Origin of the sequence: Janthinobacterium kumbetense (assembly GCF_023703445.1) — a bacterium.
Taxonomy (GTDB): domain Bacteria; phylum Pseudomonadota; class Gammaproteobacteria; order Burkholderiales; family Burkholderiaceae_D; genus Janthinobacterium; species Janthinobacterium kumbetense.
Genome location: NZ_JAMQGR010000001.1, coordinates 1266956 through 1284027, shown reverse-complemented (window position 1 = coordinate 1284027; position 17072 = coordinate 1266956). Strand labels below are relative to the sequence as shown.

Sequence of the window (17072 nt, the reverse complement as noted above, 5' to 3'; positions counted from 1 at the left end):
CAATGATGACCACAATGACGACGACAGTGCCGGTGCAGGTACGCCCTGCGGCGCTGGCGCGCCAAGTGCTGCAGGCGCTGCTCGATGAAGTGACCCTGACGCCGAAACCGGGTCTGGTCGATTTGCGCAGCCGTGGCGCCCATGCGGACTTGAACTGGGCCCTGATGTGCCATTCGGCTTGCGTGCTGGAGCCCGTGTTTGCCGCCATGGCGCAGGCAGGCTGGGAAAGCGGCGATGACGACGACGGCCTGCGCCAGCGCATCGGCGCCATCGGCCGCGACGGCGAAGCGCTGATGCTGGCAGCCACGGGCGGCGTGAACACGCACCGGGGCGCCATCTGGGCGCTGGGCCTGCTGGTGACGGCGGCGGCGCAGCAGGGCGCGCGCGGCGCCTCGCTGGCGCCGCAAGCCGTGGCGGCACGGGCCGGCGCGCTGGCCCGCTTGCACGACCGCGGCGCGCCTGGCGCCACCGGCAACAAGGGCGAGCTGGCGTGCCTCCGGTACGAAGTCGATGGCGCGCGGGGCCAGGCCCGCGCCGGTTTCCCCCTGGTGACGGGTGCGGGACTGCCCGCTTTGCACGCCTCGCGGGTACGCGGCGACAGCGAAACGACGGCGCGCCTGAACGCCTTGCTGGCCATTCTCAGCGGCCTGGACGACACCTGCGTACTGTCACGCGGCGGCGAGGCGGCCTTGCTGGCACTGCAATCGGGAGCGGCGCGGGTGCTGGCTGCCGGCGGCGCGGCCACGGCTGCCGGTACCGAGGCGCTGCTGGCGCTGGAAGCGGTGGCGCTGGCGCGCGGCGTGTCGCCGGGCGGCGCGGCGGACTTGCTGGCGGCCACCCTGTTCCTCGATCGATTGACAGAAGGAGAAGCGCATGGAAACGCGTGACTATACATTCCCGGCCGGGCCAGCGGCGGCGGGGCGCGCCCTGGCCGGCGTGGTCGGCTCGGGCGACCTGGAAGTGCTGCTGCAGGCTGGCGACGATGGCGTGACCCGCATCGTCGTCAACACCTCCGTCGATGGCAAGGGCGCCGTGTGGGATGCGCTGTTGCAGCGCGTCTTCGGCGGCGAGCCGCTGCCGGCGGCGACCATCGTCATCAACGATTGCGGCGCCACGCCGGGCGTGGTGCGCATGCGCATCGAGCAAGCGTATGAAGAATTGCAAGCGGGGAGGGCGGCATGAGCACATTGACGCAATTGCTGGAGCGCGACAGCTTCATCGAGCGGGGGGCACGCAGCCGGGCGCGGGCCTTGCTCGATGCGGGCAGCATGCGCGAGCTGCTCGACCCGTTCTGCGGCATCGCTTCGCCGTGGCTGCCAAAGCAAGGCGTAACGGCGCAGGCGGACGACGGCGTGGTGGTGGCCAAGGGCCTGTTCGACGGCCAGCCGGCCGTGGTGCTGGCCATCGAAGGCGCCTACCAGGGCGGCAGCATGGGCGAAGTGGGCGGCGCGAAGATCGCCGGCGCGCTGGAACTGGCGGCGCGCGACAACCGCAACGGCGTGCCGACGCGGGCAGTGATCCTGTTCGAAACGGGCGGCGTGCGCCTGCAGGAAGCCAACCTGGGTCTGGCAGCCATTGCCGACATCCATGCCGCCATCGTCGACTTGCGCCGCTTCCAGCCCGTGATCGGCATCACTGCCGGTACGGTGGGCTGCTACGGCGGCATGTCGATCGCGGCGGGTTTGTGCAGTTATCTGGTCGTCACGCGCGAGGCGCGCCTGGGTCTCAACGGGCCGGCCGTGATCGAGCAGGAGGCGGGCGTGGACGAATTCGACTCGCGCAACAAGCCCTTCATCTGGAGCCTGACGGGCGGCGAGCAGCGCTTCCACAGCGGCCTGGCCGACGCCTATGTGGAAGACGACACGGCGCAGATGCGCGCCACCGTGGCCGCATTGTTCGCGCGCGGCGTGCCGGCGCAGCACCGCAGCGACCAGGCGGAAGGCTACCTGGCCCGCCTGGCGCAAGTCGACGCCGGCCCGCAAGCCACGCCGGAAGCCGTGCGTTTGATCTACAGCAAAGGAGCCGCAGCATGAACGCCATTACCGACACGAGCCGCGGCGCCGTCTGGCTGGCGGCACTCACGAACAACGCTGCGCCGCTGGACGGCTATCCGCCCTCGGTGCGAGTGGTCGACGCGCCGCTGGCGGGCGAAGCGGCGCGCTACCTCGCCGTGCTGCCCGATCCGGACAACCGTTTTACGCGCGCCCGCACGGGTGAAATCGGCCTGGTCGAGGCGTGGCAGCTGGCGCGCGCCGTGCAGCAGGTGCTTGCCGAGGACCGCGACCTGGCGGTGAAACGGCCCATCGTCGCCGTCATCGACGTGGCCAGCCAGGCCTACGGCAGGCGCGAAGAAGCGTATGGCATCCACCAGGCGCTGGCCGGCGCGGCGGGCGCGTATGCCGAGGCGCGCCTGGCGGGCCATCCCGTGATCGGCCTGATCGTCGGCAAGGCCATGTCGGGCGCGTTTCTCGCCCACGGCTACCAGGCCAACCGGCTGATCGCGCTCGACGACCCGCAAGTGATGGTGCACGCGATGGGCAAGGCGTCGGCCGCGCGCATCACCCTGCGCACCGTGGAAGCGCTCGAAGCGCTGGCCGCGACCATCGCGCCCATGGCCTACGACATCAGGAACTACGCCACCCTGGGCCTGTTGTGGCAAACCTTGCGGGTGGCGCAGCCGGACGGGCCGTCGGAGCTTGATCTGGCGCAAGTGCGCGCCAGCCTGCAGGCGGCGCTGGCCGATATCCGCGCCGATCCGGAACGGGGACTGGCCAGCCGCCTGGGCGCGCCGCACCGCCAGGCATCGGCAAGAGTCAGGGAGGTGCTGGGGCAGCAGTGGTAGGTGCAACAACAGAGAAGACATCAAGTCATTCCTATTCCTATAACGGAGACAATCATGATCATTTACGGAACCGCATTGCTGGCCCTGTGCCATTTGCTCGGCATCTTCCTGGGCGACCTGCTCGGGCAGCTGATGGGCGTCAAGACCAACGTGGGCGGCGTGGGCATCGCCATGCTGCTCTTGATCTGCGCCCGGCTCTACATGCAGCGCCGCGCGTGGCTGCCGCAGATGACGGAGCGGGGCGTCGAATACTGGGGCGCCATGTATATTCCCGTGGTGGTGGCCATGGCGGCGCAGCAGGACGTGGTGGCGGCCCTGCGCGGCGGCCCGGTGGCCGTGCTGGCCGCCATCGGTTCCGTGCTCGTTTGCGGCGCCGTGATTTCGCTGATTAACCGGTCGGAAAGCCCTGCCGCCATCGCTGCCGCTGAAGCCGACCGCGTGCAAGCCGACTCGATGCTGATGAAGGAGCACCGTCATGCTTGAAATCTTTGAAAAAGCCGCCATCCACAATGGCCTGGTGACGGCCTTCGCCTTCGTCGGCCTGATCATGCTTGTCTCGGTGACGCTGTCGAAATACCTGACCCTGGGCCGCGTGCACGGCTCGGCCATCGCCATCGTGATCGGCCTGGGTCTCGCGTACTGGGGCGGCGTGCATAGCGGCGGCCACAAGGGCCTGGCCGATTTGTCGCTGTTCGGCGGCATCGGCTTGATGGGCGGCGCCATGCTGCGCGACTTCGCCATCGTCGCCACGGCCTTCGAGGTGCAGGCGACGGAAGCGCGCAAGGCGGGCCTGATCGGCGTCGTGGCGCTGATGCTGGGCGTGGTGCTGCCGTTCCTCGTCGGCGCCGGCGTGGCCTATGCGTTTGGCTATTCGGACGCCGTCAGCATGACCACCATCGGCGCCGGCGCCGTCACGTACATCGTCGGTCCCGTCACGGGCGCGGCCATCGGCGCCAGTTCGGACGTCATGGCCCTGAGCATCGCGGCAGGCCTCATCAAGGCCATCCTGGTGATGGTGGGCACGCCCGCCGCGGCGCGCTTTTTGCGCCTGAAGACGCCCCGTTCGGCGATGGTCTTCGGCGGCCTGGCCGGCACCGTCAGCGGCGTGTCGGCCGGCCTGGCCGCCACCGACCGCAAGCTGGTGCCGTATGGCGCGCTGGTGGCCACGTTTCATACGGGCCTGGGCTGCTTGCTGGGGCCATCGCTGCTGTTCTTTGCCGTCAAGGCGGTGGTGGCTTGATGGACGCCTGGCGCGCGCATGACTTGCTGTGGGGGTCCGGCCTGCCGGACGACGCATCCTTGCCCGCCTGGGCCGACGCGGCCTGGCTGCAAGCGGCGCCGCTGGTGGTGCGGCGCGCCAGCAGCGCGCCCGGACGCATCCCCGTGGGCTTGCGCGGCCGGCTGCGCAGCGAACGGCATGCGTGCGAAGTGGAGTCTTCCGCCGTGCTGCGCCGCGTGACGCCGGAAATGCTGGCGCGGCTGGCGCACACCCCGCCGTCCGGTTTTGACTGTACTGCGCTCGATGCGCTGCGGCTGGTGGCGCCCCTGCTCGACGCCACGGGCTGGGCCTGGGGCCCTACGGGCGGCGTGGGCTTCGCCCTGGCCAGCGGCTTGCCCGTGCTGCGCGCCGACAGCGACCTCGATCTGCTGCTGCGCATCGCCGCGCCGCCGGACGCCGCGCAAGCCGACGCCCTGCGCGCCATCGCCGCCACGGTCACGGCGTGCCGGCTGGATCTGCAAATCGACACGGGCCATGGCGGCTTTGCGTATGCGGAATGGGCGGCGGGCCGGGGCAGGGTCTTGCTGAAAACGGACCACGGTCCCGTGCTGACGGCCACGCCCTGGGAGCAGGCATGAGCGTATTGTTTACCTTTCCGGGCCAGGGCGCCCAATATCCCGGCATGCTGCATGCGCTGCCCGACGATGCTGCCGTGGCGGCGGCCCTGGCCGAAGCGGCTGACGTGCTGGGCCAAGATTCCCTGGCGCTGGACACGGCCGAAGCGCTGGCGTCGACGCGGGCCGTGCAACTGTGCTTGCTGATCGCAGGCGTGGCCATGGCGCGTTCGCTGGCGGCGCGCGGCGCGCTGCCCGACATGGTGGCCGGCTTTTCCATCGGCGAGTATGCGGCAGCCGTCGTCGCCGGCGCGCTCGATTATGCGGATGCCGTGCGCCTGGTGGTGCGGCGCGGAGAGTTGATGGAACAGGCCTATCCGGCCGGCTACGGCATGGCGGCCATCATCGGACTTGATCTGGCGCAACTCGAATCGTTGCTGGCGCAAGTGCATGGCGCCGCGAACCCCGTGTATGTCGCCAACCTGAATGCGCCGCGCCAGATCGCCATTGCCGGCAGCGAGCCCGCCTTGCAAGCCGTGATGGCGCTGGCCCTGGCGCACGGCGCCAGCAAGGCCAAACGCCTGGCCGTCAGCGTGCCGTCGCATTGCCCTCTGCTGGAAGGCGCGGCGCTCGACATGGCCGCCGTTTTTGAGGGCGTGACCGTGCGCCGCCCCTCGCTTGTCTACCTGAGCAGCAGCGCGGCGCGCGCGTTGTTCGACCCGGCCCGCATCCGCGACAGCCTGGCCGCCAACATGGCGCGCCGCGTGCAGTGGACCGCCACGTCGCGCCTGGCGTGGGAGCGGGGCGCCCGGCTGGCGCTGGAAATGCCGCCCGGCAGCGTCCTGACGCGGCTGACGGCGCCCGATTTCACGGACGGTGTGGCCGTCTGCTGCGACGGCAACCGGGGCGACAGTGTGCTGGCGCTGGTGCGGCGGGAGCGAAACGGCAGCGTGCCTTAAAGCCTGGCGCTCAAGCCAACTTGAAAGCCACGGCCCGGCAGGGGCGCAATGTATTTCAGTGGGGAATTGTGCGGCCTGGCATCTGCATCGAGCAGGTTGCTGCCGCTGATAAACACGTCGATGCCTGCAAACGGCGAATTGGCTACCTGCAGGGCGCGGCTGACCTGGAAGTTCACCATGGTGTAGCCGTCGAGCGGCACTTCCTCGCTGACACTCTTGCCCAGGTACTTTTGCTTGTCGTAGCGGGTGCCGGACAGCCTGGCTTTCCACCCCTTGTTTTCCCACTGTACATTTGCGCCATAGCGGTTGGTGGGCATATTGGGCAGGTATGCGCCGTCGTTGTGCGCGCGCAGCTTGTCCGGATTGTCCGCCTTGTTCTTGACGAGGTCGGCAAAGGCGGAGAGGTTCAGCTTGCCGTAGCTGCCAAGCTGCACGACCTGGGAGGCGTCGACCTCGAAGCCACGGACCGTCGTATCCGTCTGCTTCCAGTACTTCAAGGGCAGGCGATTGGCCATCTGGGCTCCCGAGTGGCCAAGGTAGAGATAGTTCTCGTACTTCATGACGTAGCCGGTGGCCGACAGCTGGAAGCCGCGGTTGGCGAACAGGCCGGTGAGCTCGGTATTTCGAGCGCGCTCGGCCTTCAGGTTCTGGTTGCCTTCTTCCTGGGTCATGATCGAATAGTGGCGGTTGCTTGCATACAATTCATTGACGTCGGGCGCTCTTTCCGACGATGCGTAGCGCAGCTTCGCGCCGAACAGCTGGCCCAGCTTGGCCGAGGCGCCCAGGCTATAGCTGTTCAGGCTGAACGACCTGTCCTTGAGTCGGGAGTTGCTCGCATTCCTCGACGTCTTGAAGCCGCTCTTGCGGATCTCGTGCTCGACTTTTTCATGGCGCAAGCCCGCGTCGAAGGTGGCCCAGTCGACGTCGAGGCTTTCCTTGAGGAACAGCGCGCGGCTGACCGTGTTCGCGTCGGGAAGGTACAGCTGCGGCCCGCTGCCGGCGATATCCCTGGCCTTGTGGCTCAAGCCCAGCATGCCGCTCAAGGGGCCTGCGCGCCGGTGCGCCAGCAGAAGCTCGGCTTGATTCGTGTCGAATTGGTAATCGTTCGCCTTGGTGGAACCCAGGCGCTCTCCCGATGCATTGTTCAGGCGTGACATGCGCAATTGCACGCTTTCAAGATACGCAACGGGGCTGGACAGCCGGGCTTCCAGCGCATATTTATCCTGCTTGATTACGACGCCGACGGGCAACCCCTCGTCATAATTCGCCCCGAACGACTTGTTTTCCATGGAAAAGCCCGGCACGCCATACTCGCTTTCCTTGGAGTCGAGACTGACGGCCACGTAGCCCTGGTCGAAAAAGTAGGTGGTGCCGACGGCAAAGTGGGCATTGCTGGCATGGCTGTTGCCCAAGGTGCCGTGGTAATCGGGGGTGACGTCCTTGTTGATCTTGCTCTGCGTCATCGACGGCGTACCGGACACGTAGGCGGGATTGGCGGGATTGACGTAGGTCTTGCGCTGCCAGACGGAGGTGGGATTATTGGTGTAGAAGGAAAAATCACCGTCCGCCCAGTCCGGATTTTCCTTCATGAACTGGTCGATAAACGGTTGCGACGCCTTGTTGTAGATTTGCTGGATGCGCGCTTCCTTCTGGCAATTGTCGGCCAGGAAGGTGTTGACACCGCCGTTTGCAGGGAACAGCTGGCTGTTGCACACGCCGGCCTTGCTGTTGCCGGGAATATCGTAATGCCCGATCTTCTGGAAGGACAGTTGCAGATTCGTCGAGAAGCGCTTGCCATCGTTGAAGTTGACGCGCAAACCTTGCGCGTCGGCATCGTTGAATCCCTTGCGCAGGATCAATTCCACGTCCTTTTGTTTGTCCTCCATCTTCCTGGAAACGATGCCGGAATCGACGTCGACGCTGCCGCCGATGGCATTGCCGCCGAAACGCACGGCGTCCGACGATTTGTTGACGGTCACGCTGCGCGTGAACAGCGGATCGAAGGGGATGTTGATATCGCCGCTGAGCGCATTCATGCCGAGGATGGACTGGCCATCTTCGAGGATCTGCACGCGGCTGCCGCTCAGGCTGCGGATCACCGGCGCGCCCGCATTCGGCCCGAAGGCGCTGCTTTGTACGCCCGACACATGTTCGAGCATGCCGCCCAGGGTCCGGTTCTGGGTTTGCGTATTCTCGACGAGGACGACGCTGTCGATGCTGGAAGGCCGGTCAGCCCGGACCTTGATGGTTTGCAGGGTGACGTCGTCCGCCGCGTAAGCGAGCGGGGTAGTGGACAGCATGGCAGCTGCGAATACGTGATGGCGCATAGGACTTTCTAAAAAGGCGGAAGGTGGTGCTGGACGCGGGTCCGGCGTGAAGGTATAAATGCAATTGAGTTGCAATAATAGCTTGCGCCCAATGCTATTGCAAGTAAACTGCATTTGATGGCATCGGCGGACTGGCGCACGGAAGCTGCGCAGCGCAGGCAGCCGGCATGTGCCGGCTACTGGGTTGTAAAGGGGGGAGGTGTGCTGGCCTTGCGCGTTGCGCGTGATCAGGCCGCTGGCAAGGTGTGCGGCGCAGACTGCATTGGTCCGCCTGCGCCGTGATGGAGTCGCTGCTTCAGGTGAAGTTCGCTGGCTTTTTCGCCTGCAGTCGGCGCGCGCGCCGTTTTCTTTCCCAGATGACGATGCCCGTCACCGACAGCATGGCCACCATCAGGCCCATGCAGGACATCAGTATGCGTCCCGGCAAGCCGAGGATGCGGCCCGAGTGCAGGGGGAATTGCAGTTGCACGAAGACGTCGGCGGCCGTGCCTTCCCACGGCTTGTGCTGGCCGATGATGCTGCCGTCCATGCCGTCGACATACAGGTTCGACAGGCCCATGCCGGCCGCGCCGAATTCGTCGGCCGGGTCGAAGAACGAGACGTTGTAGAACGAATAATTGCCGCCATAATAAATGCCGCCGATGGGCGCCGTGATGCCGCGCTGCGCGGCTTGCTTTTTGGCAATCTCCACGGCCTGCTCGAAGCCGATTGCTGGCGTGATATACGTGCCATAGGGCGCCGGCACCTGCGTTTCGTACGGTCCCGGCGTGGTGGTGGACACGAGCGACATGACGGGATAAAACACTTCGCGGTACAGGTTCAGCGAAAACGAGGTAAACGCGACGACGATGATGACGGGCCATACCCACAGTCCGCCCGCGCGGTGCAGATCGAAATTGAGCTTGTAGCCGCCGGCCGCCCAGCGCAGCACCCACGACGGTTTCCAGCGCTGCCACCAGCTGGCGGCGTCGCGGTGGCGCGGTGCCTCGTCCTGCGCGCGCGGGCGCAAACGGCGCGGCGTGGTCAGATAAAACGCCACCATGCTGTCGAGCAGCCACACCAGGGCCACCGTCCCCATCAGCCAGTAACCCCAGCGGTCCGTGCCCCAGAAGGCGGGCACGTGCAGGCTGTAATGCAGGTGGCGCAGGAACGGCATCAGGCTGCGGCGCGACAGGGAAATGGCCGTTGAATCGCGCGTGCCCGTGATCTGCGCCGTGACGGGGTCGATGTAGACGGTGTTGTAGTCGAGCACGAACGGCTTGTTCGTGGCCGGGTCCGTCAACGGACGCACCATGAAGGCGGCCGCATGGCCTTCTTCCAGGCCCAGGGTCATGTAATTGACTTCCACGCGCGGGTCGGCGGCGGCGACTTTTTGCGCCAGCACAAACGGCGGCTGCAGGGGGCCGCGGCCCGGCGTGTCCATGATGTCGGCGTTGAGCCATTCGTCCAGTTCGTGGTCCCACGACGTGACGGCGCCCGTGAGGCCCGCGACGATGAGAAAGAGGGCGATGGTCAGGCCGGCCCAGCGGTGTATGACAGTCCAGAAAGCGCGCATGCGGTACAAACCTTTAACATAAAACCGGCTTGTTGCCGCCAGCAGGCGCCACGGGGGCGCACAGGGAAAAGCCAGGCACACGCCTGCTATTTTGATAATGGGAATCGTTCTCATTATCCGCCGTGGCGTGGCGTTTGTCCAGCGCCAATGGTGTTGCCTAGGGTCAAATGGCGCATGCTAAGATGCTAGCAAGAAGTTAATTTACATTCCACATGGAAATATTCAAGGCTGAGGCGGCATGCGCATAGAAGACCGGAACAATGTCCGCATTCGCGAATGCAACGGTGCGCCGCAGGCGGGCGCGGCTGCCACCATGGTGTTCATGCATGGCTTTGGCTGCGACCAGACCATGTGGCGTTACCTGGAGCCGCTGTTTCGTGCGCGCTACCGCACCGTGCTGTTCGACCTGGTCGGCAGCGGCGCTTCCGACCTCAGTGCCTATGATTTCGATAGCTACGCGCGGCTCGACGCGCATGGCGCCGATTTGCGCCAGGTCATCCATGCCGTCGGCGGCGGCCCCGTCATTTGCATCGGCCATTCCGTCAGCGCCATGAGCGCCTTGCTGGCCAGCATCGCCGAGCCGGAGCTGTTCGCCGCGCAAGTCATGCTGGCGCCGTCGCCGTGCTATGTCGACGATGCGGCGGCCGGCTATCGGGGCGGCTTCAGCCGTGCCGATATCGACGACTTGCTCGATGCCATGGACAGCAATTACCTGGGCTGGTCCGCCGGCATGGCGCCTGCCATCATGGGCGCGCCAGGGCAGCCGGCGCTGGGGCAAGACCTGGCGAACAGTTTTTGCCGCACCGACCCCGTCATCGCCCGGCATTTCGCGCAAGCCACGTTCTTGTCCGACCACCGCGCCGTCTTGCCGCAGAACAGCACGCCGGCCCTGATTGTGCAATGCAGCGACGACTTCATCGCGCCACCTTGCGTGGGTGTGTACTTGCGTGAAATGTTGCCGCACAGCAGCCTGCACGTGCTCGAAAACGTGGGCCATTGTCCGCACATGAGCGTGCCCGACGCCAGCTACCGCGCCATCCGCCACTTTCTCGACGGCCAACACCTGTAATGCGCGACACGATGCCTTCCTTGCCTGACGCCGCTACCCTGTTCCAGCACGCAGCTTGCGGCTTGCTGCTGTGCACGGCCGACGGCACCATCGTGCAGGCGAACGCCACCTTTTGCGGCTGGCTCGGCTATGGCGCCGGGGAGTTGCTCGGGAAAAAGAAACTGCAGGACTTGCTGACCATCGGCGGGCGCGTATTCCACCAGACGCATTGGCTGCCGCTGATGCAGGTGCAGGGCAGCGTGTCGGAAATCCTGCTCGACATGCGCCAGCGCCAGGGGCAGTCCATCCCCATGCTGTTCAATGCCGTGCGCCGCGAACATGATGGCGTGCGTTATGACGAGATCGCCGTCTTTGTCGCCAGCGACCGGCGCAAGTATGAACAGCAGTTGCAGCTGGCGCGCAAGGAGGCTGGCGAGCTCAACGAGCAGCTGGCGGCCGCCGATCGGCGCAAGGACGAGTTCCTGGCGACCCTGGCGCACGAGCTGCGCAATCCGCTGGCGCCCATGCGCAATGTGCTGGAAGTGTTGCGCCTGGCGCAACTGGACGACCCGCAGCTGCGCTGGGCACGCGACGTGCTGGGCCGGCAAGTGGGGCACATGACGCACCTGGTCGACGATTTGATGGAAGTGTCGCGCATCACGCAGGGGCGTTTGGAACTGCGCCGCGCCAGCGTGGAACTGGCGCCCGTGGTGGAGGCGGCCCTGCACAGCGTGGCGGAGCTGGCGGTGCAATCCGGCCACAAGGTGCTCGTGGAACAATGGCCGCAAGCCATCTGGCTCGACGCCGACGCCACGCGCCTGGGGCAGATGATCGCCAACCTGCTGACGAACGCCATCAAGTATACGCCCGCCAACGGCGTCATCGGGCTGGAAGTGGCATGCACGGACAACGACGTGCACATCAGCGTGCGCGATTCGGGCATCGGCATCGCGCCCGAGCACCTGGACACGGTATTCGACCTGTTTTCGCAGCTGGAACCGGCCCTGTCGCGGGCCCAAGGCGGCCTGGGCATCGGCCTGTCGCTCGTGCGCGGCCTGGCCGAGTTGCATGGCGGCAGCATCATCGCGCACAGCGATGGCGTGGGGCAGGGCAGCACCTTCGCCTTGCGCCTGCCGCTGCCCGCCGTACCCTTGCAGGCGCCGCCCGAACCCAACCGCCGCCTGCTGGCCGGCACGCGCGAAGGCAAGGTACTGGTGATCGACGACAGCGCCGACGCGGCCGAGAGCCTGGCGCTGGCGCTCGACATCCTCGGCTATGACGTGCGCACGGCCTACGACGGCGCGGCGGGCATGGCGGCGGCGCAAGTTTTCATGCCGCAAGTGATCTTGCTCGACATCGGCTTGCCGCACATGAATGGCTACGACGTGGCGCGGCTGTTGCGCAGTGAGCTCTGCGGCAAGGACGCCATCCTCGTGGCCGTCACGGGCTGGGGCCAGGACAAGGACCGCCAGATGGCATCCGACGCGGGCTTTGATTTACATCTGACCAAGCCCGTGGATTTTTATGAGCTCGATGCGGTGCTGCAGAAGATGCTGCAAACGAGCTGAGTTGCCGTAGCGCCATCCTGCCCGCCTGCGGCGCCCATCACATCCCCTGTTTTCTTTCTTTTCATTATCTGTTTCCGTTGATATACCTCTATTGTTTGCGGTAAATCAAACACGGAATTTCAATGTTATAAATAAAAGAAATTTCATTTAAAAATTAAATGTTATTAATGGATAGATTCTAAATATTATTAAAAATAATTTGACTTGCGAAAATAAACGAAATATCCTCACTTCGTGGTTGCGGTAATGAGGGTAAAAAAACATCATTGGTCATCAGGCGTATTATCTTATCGATAGATTTGGTGATTTATTGATATATTTTGTGTATTTTTAATTGATACATTTCGCGTATTTTTATGCACCAGTGATGGAATCCGATTACGCCGCGAGCGCTGCCGGAAACCTGAATGGGTCTTCATTATTTCATCGCACAAAGGATAGTTGTAATGTTTAATTCCATTCCAAATAGGGGTAAAATCATGGCAACAATTAATGTACTGGTAGCGGTCAATGTTGGTCAGGCAGTGGCACAAAAAAATCTGAGCAAGTACGTCTTCATGGTCGATACGACCGGCTACTCGGGCAATGGCAACGAAGGCGGCAATGAACTGGTGACAACGTGCAAGAACGGCGACACCATCGTCTGGAACGTGAGCTCGCTGGACCCGGCCGAACAAGTTTCCATCCACAACTTCGATGGCACCGCCATCACCAGCGGCATGATCAATCCGGCGCCTTACCCGCAATATGACAGCACCGTATGGGGTGGCCGCGTCAATGCCAAAGGCAGCAATGTGCAATATACGATAACCTTGTTGTTGGCGGGCAATACTCTGCTGACCTTCGATCCATTCATCGTGGCGTCGAATCCGCAATAATCGGGCAAGGGCCATGTTCGGCATGCCGCGCGCATGGCCTGTTTTGATGTTTCTTTAAATAAATACTTTCCAGATAAACCTGGATTTTCCATTTTTGTGAATCGTTTTTTTCCTGTCCCGAATAAATTCCCCGCTATGCGGCAGTGTAATTAATCGCTCCTCCCTCTCTTTTTTATCGAAGCGTTCCCATTCCTCCCGCTCATTATCCGGTACGGGCTTTCCACTGTCCGTCGTATAATATGCCCGCCATACTCTTCGTTCCGCGTGCCGGGCACCGTTCGCCGTTTATGGCAATTGGCCGGGCCGGAGTCGAATCATTATGTGCATTGACATCCATTTATGCGCACGGGAAAAATAACAATGGAACAATTGACGGAACTTGAGCTGGAATGCTTTCAGCTGCGCCATGGCGATGGCCGGGCGGACCGCTGCGTGGACTGGGCCGTGGAGCGTTTGCGCCTCGACCAGGAAGGCGACGACCTGGAAGTCGTGCTGCTGGCCAGCGCCCGGGGCCGCGACGAGGTGCTGCCGCTGGCCGAGGTGATCATCGCGCGCTACCGGGGAACGCAGCGGCTCAGTGAACAATTCCTGGCCGGAAAATACATCGTCGAACTGCGCGCCGCCTACCTGGCGGGCCGGGAAAGCGCAGCGTCGCTCGACGCCATCTTTACCCGCCTGTACCCGGCGCTCGATTATCCCGACTGGCTGGTCATGCTGAGCCGCAATTGCGAGTATGCGACGGATGTAGCCGATTTCGAGCAGCCATTCGAGGATGAATTCCGCTATATCGCCAGCCTGTGGGCGCAGGCGGATAGCCTGGCCGCGTTCGAGCGCGAATACAGCCGCGAGGCATCCAGCCAACATGATGCGGCAAGCGTTTGATTGTGCCAAATGGCTGCAATATGAAAAAAATCGATATTTTTGTCTGTTCCGACGCCGAGATGCGCGCATGTGCCAGCTGGCAGGATGCCTTCGACTCCTTTCCCGTCACGGGTATTGCCTTGCCCGGCGAACTGGATTTTGCGTCGCTGGGGCAATTGCTGACCCATTCGGCAGCGCCTGCCATCAGGCCCGTGTCTATCCCGGGGCGTGAGCTTTACGTGTTTGCGCATGCCATGGGGCAGGCTCTCGAGCGGCTGACGGCCGACGACTTGGCCGATATCGCGGTGGCATGGGCGCAGACGGCGCCATGGGCCGGGCTGGATGTCAATCCCTTCGATCTGGCCGGATTTCTGATGGAGTTGCAATCGATCTGGCATCAATCCGCCACGCCGGACAAGGCGCTGTTTGCGTGGATCGACGCCTAAGGTCGGCATGCGCGTGGCGGGCGGCCGCTATCGTATAATTTGCGCAATTCTTTTCGCAGGGAATAATGTGCAAAACAAGACTATCGGTTTACTTGGCGGCATCGGCTGGGCTTCGACCCTCGAGTACTACCGGCTCATCAATGAAATGCTGGTGGCGCGCATCGGGCCTGCGCACAGCGCGCGCATCCTGCTGGTCAGCATGGACCAGGCCGATTTCGTCGCGCACGCATCTCAGCCCGATTCCCATGCCATTGAGCAATTCCTCGTCGGGGAAGGGCAGCGCCTGCGAGACATGGGCGCGGACTTCTTCCTGCTGTGCGCGAATGGCGCGCACCGTTTCGCGCCGGCCGTCGTGCCGCGCATCGGCTTGCCTTTTATCAGTATCGTCGAGGAAACGGCAAAGCGGGTGCAGCAGTCGGGCATACGCAAGGTGGGTTTGCTTGGCGTCAAGCAGACGATGGCGGGCCGCTTTTATCACGATGCGCTGGAGCAGCGCGGCATTGCCACGGTGACACCCGATGCGGCCGACCAGGACATCCTGCACGACCTGATCTATACGGAACTGGTGCAGAATATCTTTACCGACGCCAGCCGGAAAATTTTCCTCGCCATCATCGAAAAACTGCGGCGGCAAGGCGTGCAGGGCGTGATTTTGGGATGTACGGAGATACCGCTGCTGATCCAGCAGGGCGATGTGGACTTGCCGCTATTTAATACCACGGCCATTCATTGCGAGGCGGCGGTGGCGTTTGCCATCGAAGATTAAGCGCTGGCAACAGAGCGGCTGCCTGGGCAGGATGCCGCTCTCGTCAGCATCAAGCCGGCTGCGCGCCGCTCACATTCCGGCTGCGGTTTTCCACCAGCACGGAGATGCCGAGCACGACGATGCCGCCGCAGGCCAGCATGGCGCCCACCCAGCCCGTCGAGCGCAAACCCATGCCCATGGCGATGGCGATGCCGCCGGCCCAGGCGCCCAGGGCGTTGGCGATGTTGAAGGCGGAATGGTTGAGGGCGGCCGCCACGGTTTGCGCGTCGCCGGCCACGTCCATCAAGCGCGTCTGCACTGCCGGGGCGACGGCGATGCCGGCGCCGATGGCGAACAGGTTGATCGCCGTCAACCAGACATTGCTGCTGGTATAAGTAAAGGCGGCCAGCGCGGCCACGTTCCACAGCAGCACGCCGAAGATGGTCCACAGGCGCGAGCGGTCGGCCAGCCAGCCGCCGATCAGATTACCCACCGTCATGCCGATACCGATGATGGCCAGCAAGATGGAAATGACCAGCGGCGACACTTTCGTCACTTCCAGCAGGGTTGGCGTAATAAACGTGTAGACGGCGAACATGCCGCCGAAGCCGATCGCCACCATCAGCAGGGTCAGCCACACTTGCAGGCGGCGGAACACGCCCAGTTCGCGGCGCGGGCTGGAATCGCCGGCGGCCACCATGGGCACGAAGATGCGCACCATCAGCATGGTCAGCAGGCCCAGCGCGGCGACCAGCAAGAAGGCCGAGCGCCAGCCCAGGGTCTGGCCGATGTAGGTTGCCAGCGGCACGCCGAAGATATTCGCCACGGTCAAGCCCATCAGGACACGGGCCACGGCCTGGCCGCGCCGGTCCGGTTCGGCCAGCGCGGCCGCCACCAGCGCCGCCACGCCAAAGTAGGCGCCGTGCGGGATGCCGGCCACGAAGCGGGCCACCACCAGCAAGCCGTAGTTGGGCGCGATGGCGCTGAGCAAGTTGCCGCCAGCGAACATCAGCATCAGACAGATCAGCATCAATCGGCGCGGCATGCGCGCCAGGAAGATGGTGATCAGGGGCGCGCCGATGACCACGCCCAGCGCGTAGGCGCTGATCATGTGGCTCATCTGCGGCAGGGTCGTGCCCAGGTCGTCGGCCACCACGGGCAGGATGCTCATGGAGGCGAACTCGCCCGTGCCGATGGCGAGGCCGCCGATGGCCAGGGCCAGGTCGGCGTATCCAGCGCCAAAAGGCGCGGTGACGCGCGGAATCAGGGGATCTACGGAGGCGTGCATGTTCTTGTTAGTTGGGTAAAGAATGACAGGGCGGAGGGGCGCGCAGTGGCCCAGCCGGAGGTGGCAATGCGCCACCAGAGTCGACGGATGGCCGGTATTTTCGGGCTAGAAGAGCTGCCCAAAGACAACATTGTAAGAGATTCGGGCAAGCTCTGCAGGGCGCCGGCTAAAATCTGCTGCACTGCACACAACAGCGTTTGCTCTTGTTGTTAACGATAACACGGAATCGGCGCGATTCCGCCACAGGGAGAGCGAAGAAAGCCTGGCTGTGGCGGAAATGGTCTTCCTTGCGTATTACTTCGCTAACGATTGCTGCAGCGCTTCCAGGCCCGCCACGTAGATGCCGTGGAACAGGTCCGTCACTTCCTGCTCGCTCACGCCCACGGGCGTGAAGCGGCCCGACCAGGTGACCCGCGCGCCATCGCTGCCGGCAAGTGGTTCCACTTGCAGGGTCGACAGGTAATCGGTGGCGGGAAACGGCGCCTGCAGGATGGAATAGCTGTAGCTGCGGGCCGTGTTGTCGTACGCTTCCAGTTGCTCGACGATGACGTCGCCTGCCGGGTTGGCCAGGTGGCGGATGCGGCCCCCTGCGCTCAAGGTGCTGCTGGGAATATAGGGCAGCCAGTCGGGCAGGGAGTTGAAGCCGCCGATCAGTTGCCATACTTGCGCCGGCGTGGCGGCGATGTCGATCGAGGTGGTGGTGTGTGCCATATGCATTCCTT

At 64.1% G+C, this 17072-nt stretch carries 18 protein-coding genes; 14 read left to right on the top strand and 4 right to left on the bottom strand.

Annotated features, from left to right (window positions below):
- Positions 1–2 precede the first annotated feature (2 nt).
- Genes NCG91_RS05770 through mdcH form a run of 8 tightly spaced genes read left to right on the top strand, consistent with a single transcriptional unit; the run spans position 3 to position 5634 of the window.
- Positions 3–887, top strand: coding sequence for a triphosphoribosyl-dephospho-CoA synthase (locus NCG91_RS05770; RefSeq protein WP_251348953.1), 885 nt, complete (start codon positions 3–5; stop codon positions 885–887).
- Positions 874–1182, top strand: a complete 309-nt coding sequence (locus tag NCG91_RS05765; RefSeq protein WP_251348952.1) for a malonate decarboxylase subunit delta — start codon at positions 874–876, stop codon at positions 1180–1182. Before NCG91_RS05770 ends, NCG91_RS05765 begins: the two co-directional genes overlap by 14 nt.
- On the top strand, positions 1179–2033 hold the full coding sequence (locus NCG91_RS05760) for a biotin-independent malonate decarboxylase subunit beta (RefSeq protein WP_251348951.1): 855 nt from the start codon (positions 1179–1181) through the stop codon (positions 2031–2033). Before NCG91_RS05765 ends, NCG91_RS05760 begins: the two co-directional genes overlap by 4 nt.
- Positions 2030–2842: a biotin-independent malonate decarboxylase subunit gamma gene (gene mdcE, locus NCG91_RS05755; RefSeq protein ID WP_251348950.1), complete on the top strand. Its 813-nt coding sequence runs from the start codon at positions 2030–2032 to the stop codon at positions 2840–2842. The genes NCG91_RS05760 and mdcE overlap by 4 nt, the downstream gene beginning before the upstream one ends.
- Positions 2843–2896: 54 nt before the next feature.
- Positions 2897–3325 carry a malonate transporter subunit MadL gene (gene madL, locus NCG91_RS05750; RefSeq protein WP_070288196.1) on the top strand — a complete coding sequence of 143 codons (429 nt, stop codon included), beginning with the start codon at positions 2897–2899 and terminating at the stop codon, positions 3323–3325.
- The gene (madM, locus tag NCG91_RS05745) at positions 3318–4082 is read left to right on the top strand and encodes a malonate transporter subunit MadM (protein ID WP_251348949.1); all 765 of its coding nucleotides are present in this window, start codon (positions 3318–3320) and stop codon (positions 4080–4082) included. Before madL ends, madM begins: the two co-directional genes overlap by 8 nt.
- Entirely contained in the window at positions 4082–4699 is a 618-nt protein-coding gene (locus tag NCG91_RS05740) for a malonate decarboxylase holo-ACP synthase (protein WP_251348948.1), read from the top strand. The genes madM and NCG91_RS05740 overlap by 1 nt, the downstream gene beginning before the upstream one ends.
- Entirely contained in the window at positions 4696–5634 is a 939-nt protein-coding gene (gene mdcH, locus NCG91_RS05735) for a malonate decarboxylase subunit epsilon (RefSeq protein ID WP_251348947.1), read from the top strand. Before NCG91_RS05740 ends, mdcH begins: the two co-directional genes overlap by 4 nt.
- Here mdcH and NCG91_RS05730 read toward each other — a convergent pair.
- Together NCG91_RS05730 and NCG91_RS05725 are read right to left on the bottom strand one after the other, a co-directional pair.
- Positions 5631–7934: a TonB-dependent receptor gene (locus NCG91_RS05730; protein WP_251348946.1), complete on the bottom strand. Its 2304-nt coding sequence runs from the start codon at positions 7932–7934 to the stop codon at positions 5631–5633. The two genes, mdcH and NCG91_RS05730, sit on opposite strands and share 4 nt — an antisense overlap.
- Before the next feature lie 322 nt (positions 7935–8256).
- Positions 8257–9516: a PepSY-associated TM helix domain-containing protein gene (locus tag NCG91_RS05725; protein WP_251348945.1), complete on the bottom strand. Its 1260-nt coding sequence runs from the start codon at positions 9514–9516 to the stop codon at positions 8257–8259.
- A 238-nt stretch (positions 9517–9754) separates the two neighbouring features.
- Here NCG91_RS05725 and NCG91_RS05720 point away from each other — a divergent pair, with 238 nt between their 5' ends.
- The 6 genes from NCG91_RS05720 to NCG91_RS05695 all read left to right on the top strand — a co-directional run bounded on the left by NCG91_RS05720 (position 9755) and on the right by NCG91_RS05695 (position 15083).
- Positions 9755–10585 carry an alpha/beta fold hydrolase gene (locus NCG91_RS05720; protein WP_251348944.1) on the top strand — a complete coding sequence of 277 codons (831 nt, stop codon included), beginning with the start codon at positions 9755–9757 and terminating at the stop codon, positions 10583–10585.
- An 11-nt stretch (positions 10586–10596) separates the two neighbouring features.
- Entirely contained in the window at positions 10597–12132 is a 1536-nt protein-coding gene (locus NCG91_RS05715; protein WP_251348943.1) for a hybrid sensor histidine kinase/response regulator, read from the top strand.
- 446 nt (positions 12133–12578) lie between these two features.
- Positions 12579–13010, top strand: coding sequence for a DUF8788 domain-containing protein (locus tag NCG91_RS05710; RefSeq protein ID WP_494337254.1), 432 nt, complete (start codon positions 12579–12581; stop codon positions 13008–13010).
- A gap of 360 nt (positions 13011–13370) precedes the next feature.
- A complete protein-coding gene (locus tag NCG91_RS05705) occupies positions 13371–13892 on the top strand; it encodes a hypothetical protein (protein WP_251348941.1) in 522 nt (173 codons plus the stop codon).
- A gap of 20 nt (positions 13893–13912) precedes the next feature.
- Complete coding sequence (locus NCG91_RS05700; protein WP_251348940.1) at positions 13913–14317, top strand: hypothetical protein; 405 nt, start codon at positions 13913–13915, stop codon at positions 14315–14317.
- A gap of 67 nt (positions 14318–14384) precedes the next feature.
- The gene (locus tag NCG91_RS05695; protein WP_251348939.1) at positions 14385–15083 is read left to right on the top strand and encodes an aspartate/glutamate racemase family protein; all 699 of its coding nucleotides are present in this window, start codon (positions 14385–14387) and stop codon (positions 15081–15083) included.
- 49 nt (positions 15084–15132) lie between these two features.
- Here the strand turns inward: NCG91_RS05695 and NCG91_RS05690 are convergent, their stop codons facing one another.
- Both NCG91_RS05690 and NCG91_RS05685 read right to left on the bottom strand, forming a co-directional pair.
- Complete coding sequence (locus tag NCG91_RS05690) at positions 15133–16350, bottom strand: MFS transporter (RefSeq protein WP_083299622.1); 1218 nt, start codon at positions 16348–16350, stop codon at positions 15133–15135.
- A gap of 294 nt (positions 16351–16644) precedes the next feature.
- Complete coding sequence (locus NCG91_RS05685; RefSeq protein WP_251348938.1) at positions 16645–17061, bottom strand: SRPBCC family protein; 417 nt, start codon at positions 17059–17061, stop codon at positions 16645–16647.
- Between the last annotated feature and the right edge of the window lie 11 nt (positions 17062–17072).